The organism is Xenorhabdus sp. TH1, from assembly GCF_037260955.1.
Taxonomy (GTDB): Bacteria; Pseudomonadota; Gammaproteobacteria; order Enterobacterales; family Enterobacteriaceae; genus Xenorhabdus; species Xenorhabdus griffiniae.
On sequence record NZ_CP147734.1, the window covers coordinates 3,472,108 to 3,497,884 of the forward strand.

The 25,777-nt window shown below is 47.2% G+C and carries 25 protein-coding genes and 1 pseudogene; 3 read left to right on the plus strand and 23 right to left on the minus strand.

Going from position 1 to position 25,777, the window contains the following annotated elements; all coding sequences use genetic code 11:
* Window positions 1-8 precede the first annotated feature (8 nt).
* Window positions 9-423: pseudogene (gene tnpA / locus WDV74_RS15115) on the plus strand (IS200/IS605 family transposase).
* A gap of 126 nt (window positions 424-549) precedes the next feature.
* Here tnpA and WDV74_RS15120 read toward each other — a convergent pair.
* The gene (locus tag WDV74_RS15120; RefSeq protein WP_273559261.1) at window positions 550-756 is read right to left on the minus strand and encodes a DUF1107 domain-containing protein; all 207 of its coding nucleotides are present in this window, start codon (window positions 754-756) and stop codon (window positions 550-552) included.
* 335 nt (window positions 757-1,091) lie between these two features.
* Between WDV74_RS15120 and WDV74_RS15125 the strand changes: the two genes are divergently transcribed.
* Window positions 1,092-1,664 carry a YtfJ family protein gene (locus tag WDV74_RS15125; RefSeq protein ID WP_338883628.1) on the plus strand — a complete coding sequence of 191 codons (573 nt, stop codon included), beginning with the start codon at window positions 1,092-1,094 and terminating at the stop codon, window positions 1,662-1,664.
* A 76-nt stretch (window positions 1,665-1,740) separates the two neighbouring features.
* On the opposite strand, the gene cysQ is transcribed toward WDV74_RS15125, so the two are convergent.
* From cysQ to tsaE, 18 genes are all read right to left on the minus strand, one after another.
* The gene (cysQ, locus tag WDV74_RS15130; protein WP_189758691.1) at window positions 1,741-2,484 is read right to left on the minus strand and encodes a 3'(2'),5'-bisphosphate nucleotidase CysQ; all 744 of its coding nucleotides are present in this window, start codon (window positions 2,482-2,484) and stop codon (window positions 1,741-1,743) included.
* Window positions 2,485-2,626: 142 nt separating this feature from the next.
* On the minus strand, window positions 2,627-3,247 hold the full coding sequence (locus WDV74_RS15135; RefSeq protein ID WP_338883629.1) for a peptidylprolyl isomerase: 621 nt from the start codon (window positions 3,245-3,247) through the stop codon (window positions 2,627-2,629).
* 139 nt (window positions 3,248-3,386) lie between these two features.
* Window positions 3,387-3,839 carry a 50S ribosomal protein L9 gene (gene rplI / locus WDV74_RS15140; protein ID WP_189758653.1) on the minus strand — a complete coding sequence of 151 codons (453 nt, stop codon included), beginning with the start codon at window positions 3,837-3,839 and terminating at the stop codon, window positions 3,387-3,389.
* Window positions 3,840-3,877: 38 nt separating this feature from the next.
* Complete coding sequence (gene rpsR, locus WDV74_RS15145) at window positions 3,878-4,105, minus strand: 30S ribosomal protein S18 (RefSeq protein ID WP_000135199.1); 228 nt, start codon at window positions 4,103-4,105, stop codon at window positions 3,878-3,880.
* Window positions 4,106-4,109: 4 nt separating this feature from the next.
* The gene (gene priB, locus WDV74_RS15150) at window positions 4,110-4,427 is read right to left on the minus strand and encodes a primosomal replication protein N (RefSeq protein ID WP_338883630.1); all 318 of its coding nucleotides are present in this window, start codon (window positions 4,425-4,427) and stop codon (window positions 4,110-4,112) included.
* Between the two features lie 5 nt (window positions 4,428-4,432).
* Window positions 4,433-4,831, minus strand: a complete 399-nt coding sequence (rpsF, locus tag WDV74_RS15155; RefSeq protein WP_189758651.1) for a 30S ribosomal protein S6 — start codon at window positions 4,829-4,831, stop codon at window positions 4,433-4,435.
* 135 nt (window positions 4,832-4,966) lie between these two features.
* On the minus strand, window positions 4,967-5,704 hold the full coding sequence (rlmB, locus tag WDV74_RS15160; protein WP_338883631.1) for a 23S rRNA (guanosine(2251)-2'-O)-methyltransferase RlmB: 738 nt from the start codon (window positions 5,702-5,704) through the stop codon (window positions 4,967-4,969).
* A 102-nt stretch (window positions 5,705-5,806) separates the two neighbouring features.
* Window positions 5,807-8,245, minus strand: coding sequence for a ribonuclease R (gene rnr / locus WDV74_RS15165; RefSeq protein WP_338883633.1), 2,439 nt, complete (start codon window positions 8,243-8,245; stop codon window positions 5,807-5,809).
* A 44-nt stretch (window positions 8,246-8,289) separates the two neighbouring features.
* Window positions 8,290-8,709: a nitric oxide-sensing transcriptional repressor NsrR gene (nsrR, locus tag WDV74_RS15170; RefSeq protein ID WP_273559269.1), complete on the minus strand. Its 420-nt coding sequence runs from the start codon at window positions 8,707-8,709 to the stop codon at window positions 8,290-8,292.
* A 177-nt stretch (window positions 8,710-8,886) separates the two neighbouring features.
* Window positions 8,887-10,185 carry an adenylosuccinate synthase gene (locus WDV74_RS15175; protein WP_273559271.1) on the minus strand — a complete coding sequence of 433 codons (1,299 nt, stop codon included), beginning with the start codon at window positions 10,183-10,185 and terminating at the stop codon, window positions 8,887-8,889.
* Window positions 10,186-10,378: 193 nt separating this feature from the next.
* The gene (gene hflC, locus WDV74_RS15180; protein ID WP_338883635.1) at window positions 10,379-11,368 is read right to left on the minus strand and encodes a protease modulator HflC; all 990 of its coding nucleotides are present in this window, start codon (window positions 11,366-11,368) and stop codon (window positions 10,379-10,381) included.
* A gap of 2 nt (window positions 11,369-11,370) precedes the next feature.
* The gene (hflK, locus tag WDV74_RS15185) at window positions 11,371-12,582 is read right to left on the minus strand and encodes an FtsH protease activity modulator HflK (RefSeq protein WP_338883636.1); all 1,212 of its coding nucleotides are present in this window, start codon (window positions 12,580-12,582) and stop codon (window positions 11,371-11,373) included.
* A 321-nt stretch (window positions 12,583-12,903) separates the two neighbouring features.
* A complete protein-coding gene (gene hflX, locus WDV74_RS15190) occupies window positions 12,904-14,184 on the minus strand; it encodes a ribosome rescue GTPase HflX (RefSeq protein ID WP_338883637.1) in 1,281 nt (426 codons plus the stop codon).
* Between the two features lie 95 nt (window positions 14,185-14,279).
* The gene (hfq, locus tag WDV74_RS15195; RefSeq protein ID WP_193850755.1) at window positions 14,280-14,582 is read right to left on the minus strand and encodes an RNA chaperone Hfq; all 303 of its coding nucleotides are present in this window, start codon (window positions 14,580-14,582) and stop codon (window positions 14,280-14,282) included.
* 119 nt (window positions 14,583-14,701) lie between these two features.
* The gene (gene miaA / locus WDV74_RS15200) at window positions 14,702-15,643 is read right to left on the minus strand and encodes a tRNA (adenosine(37)-N6)-dimethylallyltransferase MiaA (RefSeq protein WP_338883638.1); all 942 of its coding nucleotides are present in this window, start codon (window positions 15,641-15,643) and stop codon (window positions 14,702-14,704) included.
* Complete coding sequence (gene mutL, locus WDV74_RS15205; RefSeq protein ID WP_338883639.1) at window positions 15,636-17,492, minus strand: DNA mismatch repair endonuclease MutL; 1,857 nt, start codon at window positions 17,490-17,492, stop codon at window positions 15,636-15,638. The genes miaA and mutL overlap by 8 nt, the downstream gene beginning before the upstream one ends.
* A gap of 46 nt (window positions 17,493-17,538) precedes the next feature.
* The gene (gene amiB / locus WDV74_RS15210) at window positions 17,539-18,852 is read right to left on the minus strand and encodes an N-acetylmuramoyl-L-alanine amidase AmiB (protein WP_338885628.1); all 1,314 of its coding nucleotides are present in this window, start codon (window positions 18,850-18,852) and stop codon (window positions 17,539-17,541) included.
* Between the two features lie 17 nt (window positions 18,853-18,869).
* Window positions 18,870-19,334, minus strand: coding sequence for a tRNA (adenosine(37)-N6)-threonylcarbamoyltransferase complex ATPase subunit type 1 TsaE (gene tsaE, locus WDV74_RS15215; RefSeq protein WP_189758639.1), 465 nt, complete (start codon window positions 19,332-19,334; stop codon window positions 18,870-18,872).
* Window positions 19,335-19,540: 206 nt separating this feature from the next.
* On the opposite strand from tsaE, the gene queG reads away from it, so the two are divergent.
* Complete coding sequence (gene queG / locus WDV74_RS15220; protein WP_338883640.1) at window positions 19,541-20,698, plus strand: tRNA epoxyqueuosine(34) reductase QueG; 1,158 nt, start codon at window positions 19,541-19,543, stop codon at window positions 20,696-20,698.
* A 773-nt stretch (window positions 20,699-21,471) separates the two neighbouring features.
* Here queG and WDV74_RS15225 read toward each other — a convergent pair.
* The 4 genes from WDV74_RS15225 to WDV74_RS15240 form a co-directional block, all read right to left on the minus strand.
* Window positions 21,472-21,876, minus strand: coding sequence for a nuclear transport factor 2 family protein (locus WDV74_RS15225; protein ID WP_338883641.1), 405 nt, complete (start codon window positions 21,874-21,876; stop codon window positions 21,472-21,474).
* A 36-nt stretch (window positions 21,877-21,912) separates the two neighbouring features.
* Window positions 21,913-22,926, minus strand: coding sequence for a zinc-binding alcohol dehydrogenase family protein (locus WDV74_RS15230; protein ID WP_338883642.1), 1,014 nt, complete (start codon window positions 22,924-22,926; stop codon window positions 21,913-21,915).
* Window positions 22,927-23,021: 95 nt separating this feature from the next.
* On the minus strand, window positions 23,022-24,653 hold the full coding sequence (locus WDV74_RS15235) for an MFS transporter (RefSeq protein WP_338883643.1): 1,632 nt from the start codon (window positions 24,651-24,653) through the stop codon (window positions 23,022-23,024).
* On the minus strand, window positions 24,650-25,768 hold the full coding sequence (locus WDV74_RS15240) for an HlyD family secretion protein (RefSeq protein WP_338883645.1): 1,119 nt from the start codon (window positions 25,766-25,768) through the stop codon (window positions 24,650-24,652). Before WDV74_RS15240 ends, WDV74_RS15235 begins: the two co-directional genes overlap by 4 nt.
* Window positions 25,769-25,777 lie beyond the last annotated feature (9 nt).

Below are 25,777 nucleotides of genomic sequence, written 5' to 3' on the forward strand. Positions count from 1 at the left end.
TTTGGTCTATGACAAAAGAAACTGATAGTCGACGCGGAAGACACGGTGTTTTCCTGATGCACGTCCACTTGGTATTCGTCGCCAAGTATCGACGAAAGATATTCGATCTTGATGCCATCGAAAAGCTACGCAGCTACTTTAGCAGCGTATGTGCTGATTTTGGTGTTGAACTGGTTGAAATGGACGGCGAATACGACCACGTGCATTTGCTGATCAACTACCCGCCAAAGCTCGCAGTATCGAATCTGGTCAACAGTCTTAAAGGCGTTTCCAGCAGGCTGCTTCGGCGTGACCGCCCAGATATTGCTCTACGCTATTACTACAAAGGCGTTCTGTGGACACCGAGCTATTTTGCAAGTAGTTGCGGAGGTGCGCCGAGCGATCATCCGGCAATACATCGAGCAGCAGAAAACACCAGGTTAGTCGGAAAACCGCGCCTGATAAATAACTCACGATCAAAAAACGGCCACAAGGCCGTTGATTATACTAATGCTATGTATCATATTGATCTTATTACATTGTCATTAGTCGATGAGCAGTTACAAACAATCACCCTATTTCGGTCTGTAAGCGCAATACTTGCTGATTAACTTCACTCATTACATGGAAATGGCGTTTATCTTTGATTTTCGGGGGTAAAATCTTTCCATAATTAAATTCAAAAGCGCCCATGTCCTTAATATATAACCGCCCACGGAATAGGGTTTTCACGTAGAGAGCAATTTTCAGTGGGTTATAATGGCGAAAGATTTTCATCTCTGTTTTTTCCTCCCATGCTTCTTACGATATGATTTTATGACTACTGCATAACATTTATTCATTACATAACGAGTCAATGCGTCACTGTTATGCCAACTGTATAGACTACGTATATGGAAATTTGTTCCCCCAATATTCAGATTCAATCACTATTTTGATATAACATAATGATATTAATGAGCATTATATTACATCATCCTCTTGTTTACTTATACATCACTCTAAATGTTATCAAATTGTTTATTTTATTGAGGACAGACCAGTTAACAAGCGCTATGCTGAATATGTCATTCCCTGATAACATGCCACACCATGACAAATAAGGAATAAACATGTTAAAAAACAATATTTTAATTAAAATCGTGTTATCTGCAATATTGAGTATCACGTCAATATTTGCGTTCGCCCATAACATCACCTTAGAACAACCTGTTCCCGCTGTCAGTGTGACAGATAAAGGTGAGCTGTTGCTAAACGATGGTAAGTTCAACTACCAAAATTGGAGCAGTACTGAACTTACGGGAAAAGTCAGAACGATCCAGCATATTGCCGGTCGTAGTTCCGCAAAAGAGATGAATGATCCCTTGATTCAGGCATTGAAGGATGCGGATTTACCCAAGGATAAATACCAAACCACCAGCATCGTGAATACCGATGAGGCTATTTTTGGCACTGGTGTTTTTGTTCGCAATAGTATCGAAGACAGTAAAAAACAGTTCCCGTGGTCACAATTTATTGTCGATAGTCACGGGCTGGTTAAAAAGGCTTGGGGACTGGAACCCAAAAGTTCGGCAATCATTGTACTGGATAAAAATGGTAAGGTGAAATTCGTCAAAGATGGCAAATTAAGTCACGAAGACATTACACACGTTATCAGCCTAATTAAAGAAGAATTGCAAAAATAGCCGATTCAATACCGTACAGTGATAATGGTTCTCCCATATTGTGAGCCATTATCACCTTCACATTATCGCTTTCGTATTAAAAAACTCTGACCCTGAATCCTGGATTAAGAAAAGATTCACGCGGCGTGTAATCGAGTGTTTTCCCTTCCCAATCCGTCACATATGCCCCCGCAGCAATAGCAATGGCATGGCCAGCTCCCGTATCCCAGATGTTGGTTGGCCCAAAGCGTGGGTAAAGTTGAGCTTTTCCCTCTGCAACCATACAGAACTTAAGTGAAGAACCTACTTCAAGTGTATCGTGCACCCCTAGCTGGGAAAGATAGTCTTGCAACTCCTCATCGTCCTTGTGAGAACGGCTGACTACCACCACTGGCGGCTTTGCCGGCATAACTTTAATGGGAAGCGTCTGACCATTGGTTTCTTTCCATGCCTGCCGCCCTTGCCCTGAATATAAGACATTCTGTACCGGGACATAGACAACTCCCATCACAGGCACACCATTTTCTACCAATGCGATATTAACGGTAAATTCCCCATTACGGCGAATAAACTCTTTCGTACCATCCAATGGATCAACCAGCCAATAACGCTGCCAATTTTTCCGCTCTTCCCATGCTGGTGGATCTTCTTCTGATAACAACGGAATATCAGGTGCAATGCGTAACAATCCCGCTTTAATGATCTGATGAGCTGCAATATCCGCAGCAGTAACAGGTGAATCATCCATTTTATGCTTAACTTGCAGCGGCTGTTCAGCCTGATAGACCTCCATGATCGCCGCGCCTGCTTCCCGTGCCAATTGGCAGATCTGTTGTAGCATCATACACCTCTGCGTTTGTTGTTTGGCTATACCACTTGAAGTACCATTTTTAACGCATTTTTTACCGGAATGGCGAATATTTTATTCATCCACCATTCCAAATTCAGCTAAAAAATAGCCGGTTAACCGGCTATTCAATAAGTTACAGAATTTCCAATAATTCCACTTCAAAGATCAACGTGCTATAAGGCGGGATGGATGCTCCAGCGCCACGCTCACCATAAGCCAGATTATGCGGAATATAGAGTTCCCATTTGGAACCAACTGGCATCAAGGTCAACGCCTCAATCCAACCCGGGATCACGCCGCTAACAGGGAATTCTGCTGGCGTACCGCGCTGCACTGAACTATCAAATACCGTGCCATCGATCAGGCGGCCTGTATAGTGGACACGAACACGGTCAGTACGGGCAGGGATAGCGCCATTACCTTGTGTCAGGACAGAAAATTGCAGACCAGACTCTGTGCTACTGACACCTTCACGCTGAATATTTTCTGCCAGGAATTTTTTGCCTTCTTCTGCCATCGCCTGCTGACGTTCACGGCGAACGCTATCAGCACGTTCATGTATCTCACGTAGCGCACGATGTAGTTCTTCTACCGGAATAGCAGGAGAGCGGCTTTCCAACGCATCACACAACCCTGCCAACAGGGCTTCTGGTTCCAACCCTTGTAAACCGGATTCCTGTAATTGTTGTCCAACCTGCAAACCAATACCGTAACTTGCGCGCGCTTCAATAGACTCAAAAGAAGGTTTTGTCATGAAAGTACCTGTTATTAAATGAGTGAAAGCTCAAGCATAACAGCACTATATGGATGGGTAAACGCGGGAAAGTGGGTAAAAACAAAAAACGCCGGCAATGCCAGCGTTTTTTGTCACATGTTCTTCAGCTAATCAACGATTAAGCTTCTGGAACGATGTTAACGTTCAACTGTGCAAATACATCGCTGTGTACCTGGAAGTGAACTTCGTGTTCACCAACAGTACGCAGAACGCCGTTAGACAGGCGAACTTCGCTCTTAGATACTTCAACGCCAGCTGCAGTCACTGCATCAGCGATATCACGAGTACCGATAGAACCGAACAGTTTACCTTCGTCACCCGCTTTAGAAGCGATAGTGACAGAACCCAGCGCACTGATTTTCTCTGCACGAGCTTGTGCTGCTGCCAGAACGTCAGCCAGTTTAGCTTCCAGTTCAGCACGACGAGCTTCGAAGAATTCGATGTTTTTCTTAGTTGCAGGAACAGCTTTGCCCTGTGGTACTAAGAAGTTACGGGCATAACCCGCTTTAACGTTAACTTGGTCACCCAGGCTACCCAGGTTCGCTACTTTATCAAGCAGAATAATTTGCATTACCTTATCCTCTCAAAGTCGTTAATGGACTGAGCCTATTACTGATGACGATCAGTGTAAGGCAACAGAGACAGGTAGCGCGCACGCTTGATAGCACGAGCGAGCTGGCGCTGGTATTTTGCACGAGTGCCGGTAATACGGCTTGGTACAATTTTACCGCTTTCGGTAATGTAGTTTTTCAGCGTAGCAATATCTTTATAATCGATCTCTTGTACGCCTTCCGCGGTGAAGCGGCAGAACTTGCGACGACGGAAATAACGTGCCATTTGGCTAGTCTCCAGAATCTATCAATTCAATCTGCTCGGCATGTAGAACCAGTTTGCTAAGACCATTGCACCCATAATGGGAATTAATGAATCCTGAAACCATTATTCGACTGCCGACCGTTATACTGTGAGTATATTCCTGTAACAACTGTCCGCTGGCAATAACGGGCATTCTGCACCATGATTGCCTGCTGAATCCGGCTTCCTGCTGCTGTGAACGATGTTCAAGCACAAACTGACAATGTGGAATACCAGATGGACTGACTCTTCGTATCGGTGCCTTGCACACTGTGCCTGAGAGCACCAAACGATTAGTTGTCACGGTAATTACTCTTCAGAATCCCCAGCTTCATCAGCATCATCAACCAAGTCTTCTTCTAAGACCAGATCACGGCTGCGACGTTCGTCTTTAGCCTTAACCATTGGTGATGCTTCAGTTATTGCGTGCTTAACGCGCATAACCATGCTGCGGATAACGGCGTCGTTGAAGCGGAAGTTAGTTTCCAGTTCATCAATCGCTTCTTGTGGCGCTTCAACGTTCATCAGAACGTAGTGAGCCTTGTGCAGTTTGTTGATTGGGTAAGCCAGTTGACGACGACCCCAGTCTTCCAGACGGTGAATCTGACCTTGCGCGTTAGTGATAGTCGCACTGTAACGCTCGATCATGCCCGGAACCTGTTCGCTTTGGTCAGGATGGACCATAAAAACGATTTCGTAATGACGCATTAGCATTGCTCCTTACGGATTATTCAGCCTCCTGTCAGGGTCAGCCGTGGCCCATGGAGGCAAGGAACGTGTTTAGTACGGCTGAAAAATCGACGCGTCACTATACCCGTACAATACAAAAAACTCAATAAAGAATTATCGGGCACTTCTCTGGCGCACGATTTCAAACAAGCATACCCCTGTCGCAACCGATACGTTTAAAGAAGAGACGGAACCCGCCATGGGAATACTGATTAATTCATCACAATGTTCGCGAGTCAATCGACGCATACCTTCACCTTCCGCGCCCATCACCAGCGCCATCGATCCCGTCAACTTGCTTGCGTATAAATCATGCGTGGCTTCACCGGCAGTGCCGACAATCCAGATATTGTGTTCTTGCAGTAAGCGCAATGTCCGCGCAAGGTTAGTCACTCGGATCAGCGGTACACTTTCTGCCGCACCACAGGCCACTTTTTTGGCGGTGGCATTCAATTGTGCAGAACGATCACGAGGAACAATAACGGCATCAACTCCCGCAGCATCCGCGGTACGCAAGCAAGCTCCCAGATTATGCGGATCGGTGACACCATCCAATACCAGCAGAAATGGACGCTCTAGCCGAGCTAACAATTCCGGCAGATCATTTTCCTGATACTGACGTCCTGGCTTGACTCGTGCAATGATCCCCTGATGGACGGCACCTTCTGTTTGGGAGTCTAACCATTGACGGTTGGCAATTTGTACCGCGATACCGATACTTTCCAACTCTTGCAATAATGGGGTTAAACGGCGATCTTCACGCCCTTTCAACACATAAACTTCCATGAAACGTTGTGGATCGCGCTCCAGCAAGGCTTTAACGGCATGGATACCGTAGATAATTTCACTCATGACTGACTGATACCTGACTCACTGATATCGTTAAGATACCGAAAATAGTGGGCGGCAAAACCCGCCCTGTTTGATGATTGTATGGATTCACTTTACTCGCGATTAGCTTGCGCTTTTTTTCGCACGCTTCGCTTTCAGTTTTGCCGCAATTTTTTTAGTCTTGCTTGACGGTTTTTTCTTTTTGCCTGACTTAGGCTCTGTAAACTTTTCCGCACTTTTCTTTTTACGAAAGGCGTTATCTGGCTCAAAATTGGCTGATTTTTTATGATCACGACCTTTTTTACTATTTTTACGCTCTGGCGTACCTTTTTTCGCTTTATTGCGGGCTGTCTTCCCTTGATTACGCGCTTTACGGGTTGTTGAAAGTAGGGTGAAATCAATATTACGTTCATCCATATGAACCGCTTCCACCCGAATCTCGACTTCATCACCGAGGCGATAAGTTGTTCCAGAAGACTCACCAATCAAACGCTGGCCGACGTTATCATATCGATAATAATCATTATCCAACGTTGAAACATGTACCAAGCCGTCAATAAACAGATCATTTAAGCGGACAAAGAAACCGAAGCCTGTCACGCTGGTAATCAATCCAGTGAAAACATTACCCACTTGATCTTGCATGAAATCACATTTTAACCAGTCAGCCACATCCCTTGTCGCTTCGTCAGCACGGCGCTCGGTCATGGAACAGTGGTCACCCAATTGCAGCATCTGCTCCATATCATTGTGCCAACCCCCTGTTGGCGTCCCGTTCTGCTCAATAGCACCCTTTTCTTGTGCCAATAAGTACTTAATCGCACGATGCAGAGCCAGGTCAGGGTAGCGGCGGATTGGCGAAGTGAAGTGAGAATAAGAGCGTAATGCCAGACCAAAATGCCCGCGATTCTCCGGCTCATAGATCGCTTGCTTCATAGAACGCAACAGCATCGTTTGTAATAACTCGTGATCGGGCCGATCCGCAACTTGTTTCATCAATTGCGCATAATCTTTTGGTTCTGGCGTCAGGCCACCCAACAAGCTCAATCCCAATTCATTGAAGACTGAACGCAGGTTCAGGATACTCTCTTCTTTTGGTCGATCATGGATGCGGTATAACGCAGGCTCATGGTGTTTTTCCACAAAGCGAGCAGCGGCAATGTTCGCCAAGATCATACACTCTTCGATAAGTTTATGTGCATCGTTACGTACAACGGGTTCTATACGTTCAATGCGACGCTCTGCATTAAAGATAAACTTGGCTTCTTCCGATTCAAACGAAATAGCGCCACGCTGTTCACGCGCATGTTCCAGTGCCTGATAAAGCTCATGCAGATGCTCAATATGTTGCACCAGCGGCTTGTAGTGCTCACGTAGTTCTTGATCACCCTGCAAAATCTTCCAGACTTTGGTATAGGTCAAACGAGCGTGTGAATTCATCACCGCTTCATAAAACTTGTAGGAAGAGAGCTTGCCTTGGGCGGAAACGGTCATTTCACACACCATACATAGGCGATCAACTTCTGGATTGAGGGAGCACAAGCCATTAGATAGCACTTCCGGCAGCATAGGGACAACCTGGGATGGGAAGTAAACCGAGTTACCGCGGCTGCGTGCTTCCATATCCAAAGCAGTTTGCGGACGAACATAGTAGCTGACATCAGCAATCGCTACCCACAACCGCCAACCACCACCCCGTTTTCTTTCGCAATACACCGCATCATCGAAGTCTCGTGCATCTTCACCGTCGATTGTCACTAGCGGCAAGGCCCGTAAATCTACCCGGTCTTGCTTGGCCGATTCCGGTACATGCTCAGCCAAACCCGCAATCTGTTTTTCTACCATCGGCGGCCAGCTATGGGGAATTTCATGGGTACGCAGTGCGATCTCAACCGCCATGTTCGTTCCCATCGTCTCACCCAACACTTCAACAATTTTGCCAATGGCTTTAGTCCGGCGAGTCGGGCGATTTGTCAATTCAACCACCACAACATTACCCATTCTTGCCCCGCAAGTGACTTCTTTCGGGATCAAGATATCGAAACAGAGACGGCTATCATCTGGGACGACAAATCCCATGCCAGCATCCATAAAATACCGGCCAACAATCTGGCTACTCTTGGGTTCCAAAACCCGCACGATACGCACTTCAACGCGGCCTTTTCTGTCTGGTCGCAAGGGCTGTGCCAGTACCACATCACCGTGGATCGCCATTTTCATCTGATCGGCTGGCAGGTAATAGTCTTCTTTGTGCCCTTCCGCACGCAGAAAACCATAACCATCGCGGTGTCCAATCACCGTGCCTTTCAATAAATCCAGCCGCTCTGGTAATGCATAACATTGCCGGCGGGTAAAAACCAACTGTCCGTCACGCTCCATTGCCCGCAAACGGCGGCGCAGTGCTTCCTGTGCATCTGGAGTGGTTAACTGAAGTTCCTGTGCTAATTCCTGACGGCTTACCGGCGTGGCGTGTTTAGAAATGATATCCAAGATGTATTCACGGCTTGGGATAGGAGATTCGTATTTTGCAGCCTCTCGTTCCTGAAAAGGATCTTTTGACATCATCATTCCTCTATTGTCATCAGCAAGCTGTTTATCCCCTTGCTTCACTTAACCAAAAGTAATTGATAAAGGGGACGATTGTCATTGACCATGTCGGCCACAGTATGTTTATCCAACTCTTCCAAAAAATTTTCTACCGCTTGATTCAAGACCGACTTTAAGCGACATGCAGGCGTGATTTGACAGGCACTACAGTTAACCAATGACAAAGGTTCTAATGAACGAACCACATCACCAATTTTGATCTCGTTGGCAGGTTTCCCTAAACTAATGCCGCCATTTTTTCCCCTGACAGCATTCACTAATCCTAAGTGACTCAGTTGATTGATGATTTTTACCATATGGTTACGCGAAACACCATAAACTTCAGTGACTTCTGTAATACTCGTCATTTGGCCCTCTGGTAACGAGGCCATATAAATCAAGGCACGTAATCCATAATCGGTAAAACTGGTTAACTGCACACTCACCTCTGGGAGACTGAATATAACGGAGCTTATTTGGCACCAAAAAATGTATGTTTGTTGGTTTTCGTTAGTTAATCATCATTATGTGGGTATTTTAAAAATTAAGCAAAACGGGAAAAAACAAAAACCGGGCAATAAGCCCGGCCATGTGCGCATAAAAGATGAATTTATCGATTAAGCATCAAAGGGATCACGCAGGATCATCGTTTCCGCACGATCTGGGCCTGTAGAAATAATATCAACAGGAACGCCTGTCAGCTCTTCTACACGTTTGATGTAGTTCAATGCTGCTTGTGGCAATTGGCTGTGATCTTTCACGCCAAAAGTGCTTTCATCCCAGCCAGGCAGGGTTTCATAGACGGCTTCAAGCCCTTCCCAGTTTTCGGCTGCCAGCGGCGTTGTGTCAATGACAGTGCCATCAGGCAGGCGATAACCAACGCAGATTTTCACTTCTTTCAAGCCATCCAGCACATCCAGTTTAGTCATGCAGAAGCCAGACAGAGAGTTGATTTGGATCGCGCGACGAATAGCAACGATATCCAACCAGCCAGTACGACGGCTACGACCTGTAGTCGCACCAAACTCCTGACCTTTCTGACGCAGGTATTCACCTGTTTCATCAAACAGCTCAGTTGGGAATGGGCCGGCTCCTACACGGGTAGAGTAAGCCTTGATAATACCCAGTACATAATCAACATAACGTGGACCCAGGCCAGAACCTGTTGCAACGCCACCTGCCGTGGTGTTAGAAGAAGTCACATAAGGATAAGTACCGTGGTCGATATCCAGCAAAGTTCCCTGCGCACCTTCAAACATGACCAATTCACCTTTCTGGGTTGCTTTGTACAGCAAGTCAGAAACGTCAACTACCATGCCCGTCAGGATATCGGCAACCGCCAAAATGTCATCTAAGGTTTTCTGGTAATCGACGGCAGGTTCGTTGTAATAGTTAACTAACTGGAAGTTGTGGTAGTCGATGATTTCTTTCAGTTTGACAGCGAAAGCTTCTTTATCAAACAGATCACCCACACGCAAGCCACGACGTGCAACTTTGTCTTCGTACGCAGGACCAATACCACGACCTGTTGTACCAATCGCCTTGGCTCCACGCGCTTTTTCGCGGGCGTTATCCAATGCAACATGGTAAGGCAGGATCAGCGGACAAGCTTCAGAAATAAGCAGGCGCTCACGTACAGGAACCCCACGTGATTCAAGCGCTTTCATCTCTTTCATCAAAGCATCTGGTGCTAAAACGACGCCATTTGCGATAATGCTAATGACATTTTCACGTAAGATCCCGGATGGGATTAAGTGGAGAACGGTTTTTTCACCGTTGATGACTAGTGTATGGCCCGCGTTGTGACCCCCTTGATAACGAACTACGTATTTAGCTCGTTCAGTCAGCAAGTCGACGATTTTACCCTTGCCCTCGTCACCCCATTGGGTGCCCAATACGACAACGTTCTTACCCATTTCAAAAGTTCACTCGGTTGCTTAAAAATGGATTCTACCATCTCATTTAGCACCTTTCAGTATTTTTTATTACTTCTTGTTATTTCTTTTCGTTATATAAATGGGATATAAAGCAAATAATTGGTAATTATAGTGGGTTATAAAAAAGCCACTGTCGTTTTTTTACAGTGGCTTACAGTAAGTTAAGAGGATATTACTTCGTAGGTGCTTTCATATAACGGAAGAAATCAGTATCTGGACTAAGGACCATTACATCATTACCGTTATTCTTGAAGCTCTTTTCGTAAGCACGCAAGCTACGGATAAACGCATAGAATTCAGGATCTTGATTGAATGCATCCGCGAATAGTTTAGTGGCTTCCGCATCACCTTCACCGCGTAATACCAATGCTTCGCTCTGTGCTCCAGCCCTGATTTCAGTTGCTGTTTTATCAGCAGCAGCCCGGATCTTTTCTGCTTCTTCCGAACCTTCTGAACGCAAGAGACGCGCTTCAGCTTCACGGTCAGCACGCATACGCTGGTAAATAGCTTCTGAAATTTCCTGTGGCAAGTTGATCTGTTTGATACGAACGTCAACAACTTCAATACCTAACGCAGCCATGCTGTTTGGATTAACGGCTGGTTGCTTGCCTTTTGTCTCTTTTTCTACCAAGGCCGCAGCAGAGGCAATGGCATTATCGACATCTGTTGCATCATCTTCTTCGTGGGTTCCCCGATTCAGGGCATCACGCACATCGGTAGTTAAACGACCACGGGAATCAGTCACAATACCACGCACATCAAGACGACCAATTTCAGAACGCAAACGGTCACTGAACTTACGTCTCAACATCACTTCAGCTCGGTTAATATCACCGTTACCTGTTGCCAGATAGTAACGGCTGAAATCATTAATGCGCCATTTTAAGTAAGAATCAACGATCAGGTCTTTATTTTCACGTGTTAAGAAACGATCCGCCTTGATATCCATAGTTTGGATACGGGCATCAAGTGTCTTAACCGTTTCCACAAACGGTATTTTGAAATGCAGACCCGGCTCATAAATGATCGGTTTATTCTCTGCATCACGTACGACCTTACTAAAACGCAACACAATGCCACGTTCACCTTCTTTGACAGTAAAGATTGATGAATAGAGAACAACCAATACCGCAATAATCGCAACAATAAATGAATTACGCATGATTATGGTCTCCCTATTCTGACCGTATCACCGCGCAGGTTATCGCTACCACCATAAGTGCTAGATTCCCGTTGTGGCGCAGGTTGATTCTGACGAATCACTTTCTGTACTGCTGTGTTACTCGACGTATTTTGCTGAACATGTGCCTGATCTTTCACAGCTTGATCCAATGGCAATAACAGCATGTTGTTACTCTTCTCGTTTGCAATGACTTTACGTGTATTGCTCAACACACGTTCCATCGTCTCGATATACAAACGTTCACGCGTAATTTCTGGAGCCGCCTTATATTCAGGTAAGATTTTGGCAAAACTGGCCACTTCACCCTTAGCATTCAATACCGCGCTAACTTTATAGGCTTTGGCATCCTCAATAATACGCTGAGCTTCACCTTTCGCTTTAGGTAATACTTCGTTCTCGTAAGCTTTAGCTTCACGAATGGTTTGCTGCTTCTGTTCACGCGCTGCGATCACATCATCGAATGCAGCCTTAACTTCTTCTGGTGGACGAGCAGCCTGGAAGTTTACATCGACCACAGTAATACCCATGTTGTATGGACGGATAGTCTCTTCCAGTACCTTCTGAGTATCGTTACGGACAATAGTACGCCCTTCCGTCAGATTGGTTTCCATCGAATATTTGCCAACAACACCACGAACAGCGCTGTCTGTAGCTTGGCGCAAGCTATCATCAGGATTAGTCACACTGAAGAGATAAGCCGCTGGATCGGTAACACGATATTGAACGTTCATTTCTGCCAATACCACGTTTTCATCTGAAGTCAGCATGGCACCCGTTGTTGCCAAATCGCGAACAGATTCAACGTTAACCGCCCTGACATGATCAATGAACGTCATTTTCCAATTCAAACCAGGCTGTACAACATGATTAAATTTACCAAACCGAGTTACTACGCCACGTTCTGTTTCTTTAATCGTATAGAAACCACTTACAACCCAAACAGCAATTGCAGCAGCAACGGCAAGACCAATAAGACGCCCGCCAAATTTAGGGTTCTGTCCAGAACCATTTCCACCTTTGTTTCCACCGAAACCACCGAGTTTTTCACTCAGCTTACGGAACAGATCGTCGAGATCAGTTGCCCCACGGTTACGACCACTTTTATTGTTGCCGCCGGAGTTGCCGCCATTATTATCGCTGCTTCCCCACGGGTCGCGGTCCTGTCCGTTATTACCGGGCTGATTCCACGCCATGTTTTAGCTCCACTTTCTAGTTTTTACTGGTTTTTCAGAGGTGACTGCTCTCCACCCAGATGGGTGAGGCTTCCCACTTCACAGGCCGTTGCCTGTCCCTGACAGGTTTGGCAGCGGCCTCCGTGGGCAGAAACGACAAACTTCATCGTTTTTGTAAGCAACCAATATTATTGGGTGATAATTTTTGACAGTGCTGACCTGTCACTGCAATTCTGGCACAATCATTTCATCACCGCCATTTCATCTCTGCCACTCCATAACTATAAGCACCTTGAAATGACGGATAAAATGATACCTTGTTTGTTGTCTTGCGCCAATCAATCAGACAACATAGTCGGGTAATTTTGGTTCTTGTTTACACAGACGACGCCAATCGACCATTGGCATCCTGACTTCAACACCAACCTGGCCATTTTCTTCCAACCACTCACGCTCAATGGCCTGAAGCTGATAAAAACGGCTACGCAGACGTCCTGCTTCAGGTGGAAGGTGCAATTTATAGTGCGCAATTTCACCTGAAAGACGCTCAGTCAATGCTTGCAGTAACAGAGGAATACCTGCGCCAGTTTGTGCAGATAACCAGACTCTGACCGGCCGATTTTCTTCATCACGATCAATACGGGGAATAAAATCTTCTAACATATCGATTTTATTCATCACCATCAGCGAAGGGATCTCATTGGATTCAATCTCTTCAAGAACACTGTCAACAGCAATGATGTTTTCATCGAAGCGAGGATCAGCCGCATCAACCACGTGCAGCAATAATCTCGCCTGCCGAGTTTCTTGCAAAGTCGCCTTGAACGCTGCCACCAAATCATGGGGTAAATGGCGAATAAAACCGACTGTATCAGCCAAAACAACCGTACCAACATCATCCACTTCTATTCGACGCAGTGTCGGATCCAAGGTGGCAAAAAGCTGGTCAGCCGCATAAACGTCGGCAGAAGTGATTTTATTGAATAAACTGGATTTCCCCGCATTGGTGTAACCGACAAGGGAGACGGTTGGGATATCGGCTTTATTACGTGCCTGGCGCCCCTGTTCACGCTGCTTTTCAACTTTGTTGAGGCGTCCCAAAATCTGTTTGATTTTGTCACGCAACATACGGCGGTCACTTTCCAACTGGGTTTCCCCAGGCCCACGCAGCCCGATCCCCCCTTTTTGGCGTTCAAGGTGAGTCCAGCCTCGAACCAAACGGGTGGACAGATGACGCAATTGTGCCAATTCGACTTGCAACTTGCCTTCGTGCGTCCTTGCCCGTTGGGCGAAAATATCCAGAATCACCCCCGTGCGGTCAACGACACGGCATTGGCACAAGCGTTCAAGATTACGTTCCTGAGCAGGACTGAGGGCATGGTCAAACAACACCACATCTGCACCGCTGTTTTTGACAGCTTCAGCAATTTCCTCTGCCTTGCCCTCTCCGACAAAATATTTCGGATGAGGTGCCTTCCGGCTTCCCGTTACAATCTGCACAGGAGAAACACCCGCGGAAGTTACCAATGATTCGAATTCACTGAGATTTTCCGTATCTTTTTCCTGTGAGAAGAAAACATGCACCAGAACGGCTAACTCTCCGCCTTCATAACGATCAAACAACGGTGCAACCCCTCAGGCTGAGTAAAAATCCAATAAGAAAAAACATAGGTAAAGTCTCCCTACCTATGTTTTTATTCTCAGGCACGGCTGCTGATTTATTCAGCGCCATCGCCTTCCTGTTGTACTACCGGGTTAGTGCCAGCATGATAATTTCCAACACTAGTTGGTACATTCTGGTTGTTACCATGATGAGACACAGGACGGGAAGGCACAACAGTAGAGATGGCATGTTTATAAACCATCTGGCTAACCGTGTTCTTCAGTAAAATGACAAATTGGTCAAAAGATTCAATCTGACCCTGCAACTTGATGCCGTTTACCAAATAAATAGAAACCGGGACCCTTTCACGTCGTAAAGCGTTCAGGAATGGATCTTGCAAAGATTGCCCCTTAGCCATTCTATATTTTCCTTATTTGTTGTTTTTAACTAAGAACCGATTGGTTCGAAAAGTAACTACTCAAAAATGATACTTTGTACTGATAACGGGTACTGATCAATTGTACACAATCAATGAATTTATGTACTAACAACCTGCATGACTGTGTTTAGGTTTTGTTTAGGTTGATCGCTATCCAACCAGGTCACATTGTCCCAACTTCTGAGCCAGGTAATCTGACGCTTCGCCAATTGGCGTGTCGCACAGATACCACGATAAACCATCTCATCATGGGAGATTTCGCCCGCGAGGTAGGACCACATCTGACGATAACCAACACAACGAATGGAGGGTAAATCTGTATGCAAATCACTACGAGCATAAAGTGCTTTTACCTCATCTTCAAACCCTGATTTGATCATTTGTTCAAAACGGGCTGCGATACGCTGATGCAACATTTCACGACTTGCCGGCGCAATCGCAAATTGATGAACTCGATAAGGCAATATTTCTCCAGACGTTTCAGTCAACTCAGTTAGAGTTTTACCCGAAATTCGAAAAACTTCCAGTGCACGAGTAAGACGTTGTGGATCATTAGGATGAATCCTTGCCGCAGAAACGGGATCAATTTCCTGTAATTGTCGATGTAACGCGTCCCATCCCAGCTCTGCTGCCTGCTGCTCAATCTGCTCCCTCACCACCGGATTTGCAGAAGGCAAAGGCGATAATCCTTCCAACAATGCTTTGAAATATAGCATGGTTCCACCAACCAGGAGTGGTATTCTCCCAGCCGCGGTGATTTCTGCCATTTCTTGCAATGCATCACGACGAAAATCGGCAGCAGAATAGACTGCCGAAGGATCAAGAATATCGATCAAACGATGCGGTGCCTGTGCCTGCTCTTCTGCTGAGGGTTTTGCTGTCCCAATATCCATTCCACGATAAATCAAGGCAGAATCGACACTGATTAATTCAACCGGAAGATGCTGACGTAAAGCGATCGATAACGCTGTTTTCCCTGAAGCCGTCGGCCCCATGATAAAAATAGCTGTCGGCAGATGTTGAGTTTTTAAATCACTCATGATTAAGGAATGCCACCACTGCTTGTAAATCAATTAACTGTAATAACCCATCTGGCGGCGATCTCACCAGCTGAGGGCAAAGACGTTCGACATCAGCCAAAAGCTGGACAGCTTGCGCGATGTTCCACGTTTCATGCTCGCTATCCACGTGACGGGAAAGCCAACTGGCAAGCTGCTCAACAGAAGCGGCTGACTGTTCCCCAAGATAGCCCAACAGTTCCGGCAAGAGTTTCGGCAGGTTCTGTTGACGCAGAGGCAACGATACCGCATGAATGGTTACTTTTCCATGTGCGACTGTCGATTCAATGCCAAAAGTCTTTAATAAGTCGCTATTCTGCTTTAAGACACTCATTTCTGGCTGATTGAGAGCCAGTTTCAGCGGGATCAATAACGGCTGGGATTTAAGTCCCTGTTCTCCGGGGGTGAGTTGCGCCTGTTTCAGCCAGCGTTCAGCGACGGGCAGGGAAAGCAGCCCGATTCCCAATGGGGATTCGATCAAAGCATAACAACCTGCATAGATACACAATACTTTTCCAAAGCTATGTTTCCCCTGTCCCGTTGGCACAGGCGTAGCAGAAACCGATACACTTTCCCGCGTACCCCGCTCTGGAAATAACGGGCGTTTTTCTTCCGGAGAGAATTGCATCATTTTTTGGTACAACTCCCCCTGTTTTTTCTGGTAGCTTTCCCCATGCTGTACTTGTTGCGTACTACGATCATGACGTCGTGAAGAGGATTCATCCACTTGCTCAACACGCTTACGGGTAAAATGGTTTTCTCCCGCCGAAGGGCGATTCTCCGGCACCCACCTTGTCGCACTCTCCTGACAGCCGAGCGCCAATTCATCGCCCGTGCCGCGTTGTTTCAATACCGTAGCTACCCCCTGATAAATAAAATCATGTACCAGACGAGCCTGATGGAAACGCACTTCATGTTTGGCTGGATGTACATTGACATCCACCTGACGCGGATCGATTTCGAGATACAAAACATAAGCGGGTTGTTGCTCCCCCTTAATCAAATCCTGATAAGCTTGACGAATTGCATGATTAATCAGGCGATCCCGCATCATACGCCCATTCACATAGCAATATTGGATCTCGCTTACTGCCGTATTCACGGGATCTACAACCCAACCCTTAATAGACAAAGCATCATGCTGCCATGACAACGCCAGCGCCTGTTGCACAAAAGCAGTGCCACAAATGGCGGCCAGACGCCGTTCATGCTGAGATTCATCTTTAGCGGGACGATACTGGCGCACTAATTTCCCATTGTGATTGAGGTTAATGGCGACATCCAACCGCGCCAAAGCTATCCGACGCACGACTTCATCAATATGGCCAAATTCTGTTTTTTCTGTTCTCAGAAATTTGCGGCGAGCAGGGGTGTTATAAAACAGATCCAACACTTCGACCGTTGTTCCCACAGGATGAGCAGCAGGTTTTACCGTGACATCCATATCACGGCCTTCGGCATAAGATTGCCATGCTTCTGCCTGGTTTTCAGGGCGGGAAGTTAATGTCAGCCTTGAAACAGAGCTGATACTCGCTAAGGCTTCCCCACGGAAACCCATGCTGACAATTGCTTCCAAATCGTCCAATGAAGCAATTTTACTGGTTGCATGGCGCGCCAATGCCAGCATCAAATCCTGTTTGGCTATCCCACAGCCATTATCGCGGATTCGGATAAGCTTTGCGCCACCCCGTTCAATATCAATATCAATACGGGTTGCACCGGCATCAAGGCTATTTTCCACTAACTCTTTCACTACAGAAGAAGGGCGTTCAACCACTTCACCGGCAGCGATCTGGTTTGCCAATTGTGGGGGTAATATCTTGATAGCCATAATGTGACCTTACTTACAATTCAGAGCCTTGATAGGCTATATTTGGTTACTTTGGTGCAGACTGCAATGGATTAGCCAGAAAATAGTGACGTAATCCCGCATGAATAGCCTGTGCCAGTTTTTCCTGATACTGACTGGAGCCTAATAACGTTTCTTCAGATACGTTACTGATAAAACCGGTTTCCACTAAAATGGACGGAATATCCGGCGAGCGCAAAACACCAAGGCTTGCATGTTCTGGTGTACGTTTATGCAGGGAACCAATTCTGGATAACTGATTCAATACCTGCATGGCAACGTCATAGCCAACCCGCTGTGAATGCCCAAACTGCAAATCCAGCACGGCCTTACTCAGATACGGATCTGTGCCATTGGCGAGAGCATCGCCGGCACCGCCCAGTAATTCCGATTGTTTTTCATGCTGCTCCAACCAATTCCCCAATTCACTGTTTGCACGACGGTTGGAGAGCACCCAGACAGAAGCACCTCTGGCACTGCGATTGGGAGCTGCATCGGCATGAATTGATACCAGTATATTGGCTTTATGTTTACGGGCGACTTCAGAACGTCCTGCCACAGAGATAAAATAATCGCCATTTCGCGTCAACACAGGCGTAAACATGGGATCGTTACGCAAAAGGACTTCCAATTTACGAGCAACATTAATCGTGACATTTTTTTCTTTCAACCCCCGTTGCCCAATCGCCCCAGGATCTTGCCCTCCATGCCCCGCATCAATAGCAACAACAATCGGACGAGATACGCTTCCTTGCACAGATTGGTTAGCCTGCTTTTTCACACTTTGCTCACGGTGGTTCGATACTGGCTGAGTCTCTTTTCCCGTCAGTTGAGCATTATTTGTAAGTAATCGCTTACTTTCATTTTGTAGGGCATGATGATTCGATACAGGTGAGTTTTTCGCTACTCCATGGGCTTTCAGTGTCATCACCACTTGCGATTTATTGCCGACATTTTTCACCCTAGAAGTTACTGAAGCCTTATGTGCCAATTCCAACACCACCCGCTGGTGATGTGCATCAGCGGGCTGACTGGAGCGAACCCGTTTTACCAGATTCTGGCCGGATAAAAGCATCGGTAATCCAATAACTTTACCGGGTTGGCGAATGTCTACCACCAACCGTTCAGGAGAATGCAAAGAAAAGAACCGATAATCAGGATGCCCGCCAGCGAATTCCAGCGTTACTACAGCCTCAGCGGGAGCATTCTTCACATGAATATTCGACAACGTAGCCGCCGACGCTGCCGTCATAACCAACTGGCTTAACATGAAAAACAAAACACAGGCCATTACCCAATAGGCACGCCATTTTTTTATCACATCCACGAAAAAGGCATTCATCATGGTCGGGTATTCCTTCATAAGGACTTCAAATTATCCAACAGACTTTCACCATATTCAGATAACGCAACAAAACGTGCCTGGCGCCCTTCACTGTCATAACTCAGGTGCAACTCAATATCTGCATCAGGCAAAACGCCAGCACCCTGTTGAGGCCACTCCACCAGACAAATAGAGTCCTGATGGAAATAATCCCGAATTCCCATAAATTCCAGCTCTTCAGGATCAGCCAGACGGTAAAGATCAAAATGGTAGACAGGCCGTGGTTGTAAGGCATAAGGCTCGACTAACGTATAAGTCGGACTCTTCACATGCCCCTGATGGCCGAGAGCTTGCAGAAAACCACGGCTGAATGTGGTTTTTCCCGCACCAAGATCACCATATAGATAAATAACATAGCCGCGATCGCCAACTGCCGCCACTGCATTACCCAATGCAACTGTGGCATTTTCATTTGGAAGTGATAAAACGAGTTCTTTCATTGAAAAATATCTGTTTTGATTGATTGAATGAGAAACTAATCAGGTAGACATATCAGTTAAATAGCTTAACCCGTAACCATAACATAATTCAGACATTATCATTTAGTCTCTTCTGTGCTACCGTAACAACTATATACCGCATTTTTTGTATTCAATTCCCGCTGTGTTAAGCTAAACCTCCTCTTTCAGCAGTAATTTGATATTTCATGGCAACCCTCCTCGATCTGAATCTTTTGGCAACCAACATCAAACAATGGGGCCTTTCCCTTGGCTTCCAGCAAGTCGGCATTTGTGACACCGATTTATCGGCAGAAGAACCAAAGCTACAGGAATGGCTTGATAAGCAATATCATGGCGAAATGGACTGGATGGCTCGTCACGGCATGATGCGCGCCCGTCCCCACGAGCTTCTGCCGGGAACTTTGCGGGTTATCAGTGTACGCATGAATTATCTGCCTGCTAAGGCAGCATTTGCCAGTACGCTTAACAATCCACAAATGGGTTATATTAGCCGCTATTCGTTGGGCCGAGACTATCATAAACTGCTGCGTCAGCGTCTTAAAAAACTGGGTGACAAGATCCAAGAATATTGCAGCACTCATGAATACCAGGGAACTTTGAATTTTCGACCTTTTGTCGATTCCGCTCCGATTATGGAGCGTCCCCTGGCAGAAAAAGCGGGGCTTGGCTGGGTTGGTAAACACTCACTTATATTAAATCGTGAATCTGGCTCCTGGTTTTTCCTTGGTGAATTACTGATTAATCTTCCCCTGCCCATTGATATTCCACAAGAGGAACAATGCGGACGCTGCGTAGCCTGCATGACAACTTGTCCAACCGGTGCCATTGTTGAGCCTTACACCATTGATGCCCGACGCTGCATCTCTTATCTGACCATTGAATTAGAAGGTGCTATTCCAGAAGAACTTCGCCCACTGATGGGTAACCGGATTTACGGTTGCGATGATTGCCAACTTATTTGCCCCTGGAACCGTTTTTCTCAATTAACAGATGAAGCTGACTTTAGCCCACGTGCCGCACTGCACACTCCTGACCTGCTAGAACTATTCAATTGGAGCGAGGAAAAGTTTCTGCGTATCACGGAAGGCTCGGCAATTCGCCGTATTGGATATTTGCGCTGGTTACGCAACATTTCCGTCGCCCTGGGGAATGCCCCGTATCAAGACGACATCGTGCTAGCATTGGAAAAAAGGTTCGGCTTAAGTGAGGTTTTGGATGAACATATCCACTGGGCGATAACCCAACAAATGATCCGTCGGAATGCTAACGCTATTGAGGTTCAAACCTCACAACAAAAACGATTGATACGAGCAATAACCAAAGGCTTACCTAGAGACGCCTAATAATTAACCAAGAAAATTTATGGCAAAAAAAGCCGTTCATTTTCTTGTGAATAAAATGAAAATGCTTTGCTGATCAACTAACAAACAGAGAATAAATGTTGATCATGTTATTTTTAAATTAGGTTAATTAATTTAACTAATCAATAAGTTAAGTTTGAACTGTTGTTGTAAATGGTAAGTCAAAAAAAGCAGACACAAAGATGCCTCCTGTGGATAACTCTGTGTAACAAGTAGAGTATCATCAGGTGACTAAATCGGGTGATAATGTTAAAAACTGTGGATAAAAAACAAGAATTGAGTTCTAGTCACAAATACCAGAAATCAGCAGCAAAATAATAGCCCACTCATCCATTCTAGACGCTAGTGGAGAAATTTTCCTCTGCCCACTCAAAAATGAGGCGGCATTATGGACCTGTTGGAGCAGGATAGCAAGCGCTTTATCGACAATTTATTTTGGTAAGGTTTACAATAAGTCCCAACATTCCGCGCTGGCATTTTTCCTTATCAACTCGCTCTCCATATTCCAAATTAACGCATTCTTATCTTCTTAATTAATAGCCGTGATAATCACCTGCATAGTTACCTAGATGGACACCGGGAAAGTATTGGGATGGGGATCGAAGAAATGAAAGCGTTCGGGTTAAGCTCCCTGCTAAAGTACAAATCTTTCAGGGTGAAGCTGCTTATCTTCGATTCCCACAACGGCCTGACAACAGAGGAATGGCCGGAGTTATCCTTTTCAAATACTATCAATACAACAGAAACACACCTGGCTAAGCGGGAAGCAAGGCATCCCTCAATGCTTCAGTATCCTCATAGATGTGATAGTACGTGAGCCGTCCGCCACGGATCCTGCAAATAAGCGCCCAGTCACTACGAAAATCCCTGCCGGTCTGCCGGCTTTTGTGATGTAGTGTTCCGTACATGGCCACATGCTCGCCTTCAGTAAATTTTGCTTCAACGTTGAATTCACCAGGCTCAAGTAGATCAATGAAACCACCAAAGAAACGCCTGGTGCCCTCCGGACCAATAAAAGTGTCATGCAGGGAATTATGAGGGTTGGCTTCCGGCCACATGGAAACAAAGCGGGCGTCCGGGGCCACAAGCGCCAGGGCATCTTCCATTCGTCCTGAAAAAATGTGGTCGAGAAACTCCTGAACAGTACTGAGAGTTGTCATAAAATACCTTAAGAAATTGAGATTGAAAGTTGGGGATCAGAATCCAGCCAGTACTAATTTTCCGACGGTACGCCCCCCCTCAAGCTGTCGATGCGCGGCGCGAAGATTTTCGGCATTGATTTTGCCGATGATCTGAGTTGCAGTTGAGGTTAGCTGCCCGTTGTCAATCATGGTAGCGACAGCATTGAGGATTGCGCCCTGCCGTGCTTTATCTCGAGTCGAGAACATGGAACGGGTGAACATAAATTCCCAAAGGAAGCTCGCGCTTTTGCGCATCAGCAGGTTGAGATCTGGATTTTGGTCAAATGGCACGATACAGCACAGCTTACCCTGTGGGGCGATAAGGTCAGCCAGTGCCGGATAGTGATGATCCGGATCGTTCAGCAGCAGGATCAAGTCTGGTGCGGGTAGATTCTGGTTCTGAATTTGTGCCTTCATGTCGCCGAAATGATCGATAACTGCATGAGCACCGAGTTTTTTACACCAGGCACGTGATTCGGGTCTGGACGCTGTGGCAATAATCTTTAAGCCAGGGATCAAGCGTGCAAGCTGTATTGCTATCGAGCCAACACCACCGGCACCACCAACAATAAGCAGTGTTTTTTCTCCAGCGTCATGTTTGAGGGACAATCCCATGCAGTCGATCAAAGCCTCCCATGCGGTAAGTGCTGTTAGCGGAAGTGCGGCAGCACTGGGAGCATTGATGGAACGGGGACGATGGCCCACAATGGCCGCGTCGATAACATGCAGCTCACTGTTTGCTCCAGGCCGGGTCAAGTCACCAGCGTAATACACCTCGTCACCAATAGAGAATTCCGTTACTTTCTCGCCAGTTGCAACGACTTCGCCCGCAACATCCCAACCGATCACCTCGAAACGTCCGTCATCTGGTTTGCGACGACGCTGACGGTAATCGGCCGGGTTAACAGAAATAGCCTGGACACGAACTAGCAAATCACCGGGTCCAGGCACGGGATCAGGGATGTCCCGATCCACAAGAGACTCGGGATCTTCAGCGGGTAGTGCCTTTACTACACCTACAGCTTTCATAAAAAACTCCTTTGACTTTCCAAGTTAGTGGTAATGGCCTGTAGGTCAGGGACTATATACATACCGTCCGTTTCCTTTTCAGGCCGTTTTCAATATCATCGCTTTGCCGGCGGTACCGGCGATTTCGGTGGCGGCCCCAACACCTTCAACAAAAAGAAACGGGAGATGATGAGCGTCGGCGCAGCGAAACAGAAAAAGAGAGTTACAGTTAGGAACGCGCGATTCCATGCCACCGCGGCCGCCTGTGAGGTCAGTTGCTGTCCTATCTGTCCCATGGCGGCTGCGGCGGCATCAACTGATGACAACCCGCCTCGAACAAACTGCGCGGTTAGGCTGTCAAGCCGTCCATTCAGCAGGACTTCACCGGAAGTCAGGTACGCGCTGAGCATTTGGTTGTTCAGTTCAGTCTGGCGCGTCACCACGGCCCCCAGATATCCGATCCCGGCCAGCCCACCCAACTGACGGGCTGCCGACATCAGCGCTGCGCCATGCGGGATCTGTGGCCCCGGCATCCACATCAGTGCCAATAGCGTGATCGCGAGGAATAGAAAACCCAGTCCGCTACCTCTCAGCAAAACCGGCAGAAAAAGTGCATCCACTCCCGCCCCACGAGCCTGATGACCGAGAAGCCAGGTTGCAATCATCAGAAGAACAATCCCGGCCGGAACGGTAAGGACTGCCGGGATCCTGAGCCTAGGCAACACATAAGCAGAAAGACACATTGCCAAGGCAAAGCTAGCCGCTCCAGGTAAAAGCAGCTCACCGACCTGGCGCGAATTCATCCCCAGCCCACCGATTGCATAGGCCGGGATCAGGTATGCTGTACCGAACAATGCAAAGCCGGCCACAAAACTGGCGAGAAAAGCAAACGAGAAATTCAAATGCCCATAAATTGATAAATCAAGCATCCGGGATTGCGGCATCTGCCGTATCACCCGTAAACCCGCTAACAGGACCAGGATCCCTCCGACTACCGCAGCAACAACGATCCGGGGTTCACTGAACCAGTTCCAACGTTCTCCCTGGGTTGACACATAGGTTAAACACATGGATGCAACTGCGATCATCAGTACAAGCAAACCATCAAACGGAACCTTGACCGATGTAGAACGGATACCGATACGTGTCATCCGTAGCAGCACCAGTGCCAGCACTCCGGCACTGGTTGCCCCTGCCGCAATCCAGCGCCAATCAAAACTGTCAAGTATCCAGCCTTGCATACCTGGCGCCAGTGCAGCAGCACCGGCAGAGGAACCCAGCGCATAGAGAAGCTGAAATCCTGGTTGCGAGGGACGGACAAACGTCTGGAAAAGAAGAGCCTGGGCGGAGACAAGCATCACACCACCCGCTAAGCCGAGACCGGTGAAAATAGCCAGGTGTAGAGGCCAGTATCCGGTCAGAGTCGACAGACAGAAAAACGTCACCATCAGCGACACACTTGCTGTCATCGCTTCCCGTGTACCTATCCATCCACAAAACCAGGGGGCAACCAGAAATCCCAAAATCTTTGCGGCCAGATAGACAATGGTAAGCCAGGCAAATTCATCCGGAGTTGTAGAAAGATCGCCATTGATTTCATTGCGTGCCAGGCTCAGGATAGTCGAACCCACGCCATCCGTAAGCAGGGCAATCAACACACCGATGCTCAATAGCACCTTACCACGGCGTTGCATTCTAGGCGAAGTCAGTCCCTTCTGCCCTACCAATCTGTGGACCGCGATCATCATCGTGCCATCTCCTGATCGCGGGTTTGACGGATCATGCTGAGCTTCATTGTCTCACTGCTTTCATCAACGCTCTGAACGAGCCCATTAGTGCGAATAGCGACACGTGCACTAAGTCCGGGAACCAGCCGCACCCCCTTCGGTACATCAGTTAGCCGGATTTTTACTGGTACGCGCTGGACAATCCTTACAAAGTTGCCGGTGGCATTGTCCGGTGGGATCAGGCTAAAAGCGGCTCCAGAACCCGGGGCGATACTTTCGACCACCCCGGCTATCCGCGCATCAGGAAATCCGTCAACCGAAATGCGCACCGGCTGGCCGGGAAGCACCTGCCCGACATAAGTTTCACGCGGATTTGCCTCTACCCAGAGACGATGTATGGGAACCAAATCTAGCATCCGCGTCCCAGCCGAAACGTAGCGGCCAACCTGAATATCACGGCTACCAACCACACCATCAACCGGTGCACGCACCACGGTGGAGTCCAAATCAACGCTGGACGCATCGAGCGACGCTTTAGCCAACGCGAGGGTTGCGGCAACTGCTGCACGCTGACTGTCGAGATATTCCAGTTGTCTCTGCGCTGCCAGCCGTGATGCCTGCGCGGCGCGCAGCCTTGCTTCTGCCTGCCCCAGATCAGCCCGAGCCAAGTCCACGCTTGCAACCGAAACTGCCCGGGAATCCACTAAAGTATTGGTCCGATTGAACGTTCTTCTAGCCAGATCCAAGTTTGCCTGAACCTCAGCAATAGTTGCCTCCGATTGATCAATGATAGATTCCTGAACCTTTCTCTGGGCTGCCAAAGTCCCTATTGCCGCTTCAGCCTGAGCAACAGCGGCTTCCGCGGAGGCCACCATCGCCCGATAATTGTGATCATCTATCCGGAATAATACATCTCCTTGACGCACAGGCTGGTTATCCGTCACTTGCAATTCAACCACATGACCCGAAACTCTCGGGGCGATTGCGGTAATGTCACCCCTGACATAAGCATTGTCGATCCTTAATTCGTAACGACCGGCATTAAACCAGTCCCACCCCCAGCTGGCGCCAGCAAATATCAGTGCACCAATCAACGTAAAACGAAGGACCCACTTGATCCTGACTTTTCCCAACATCAAATTTTG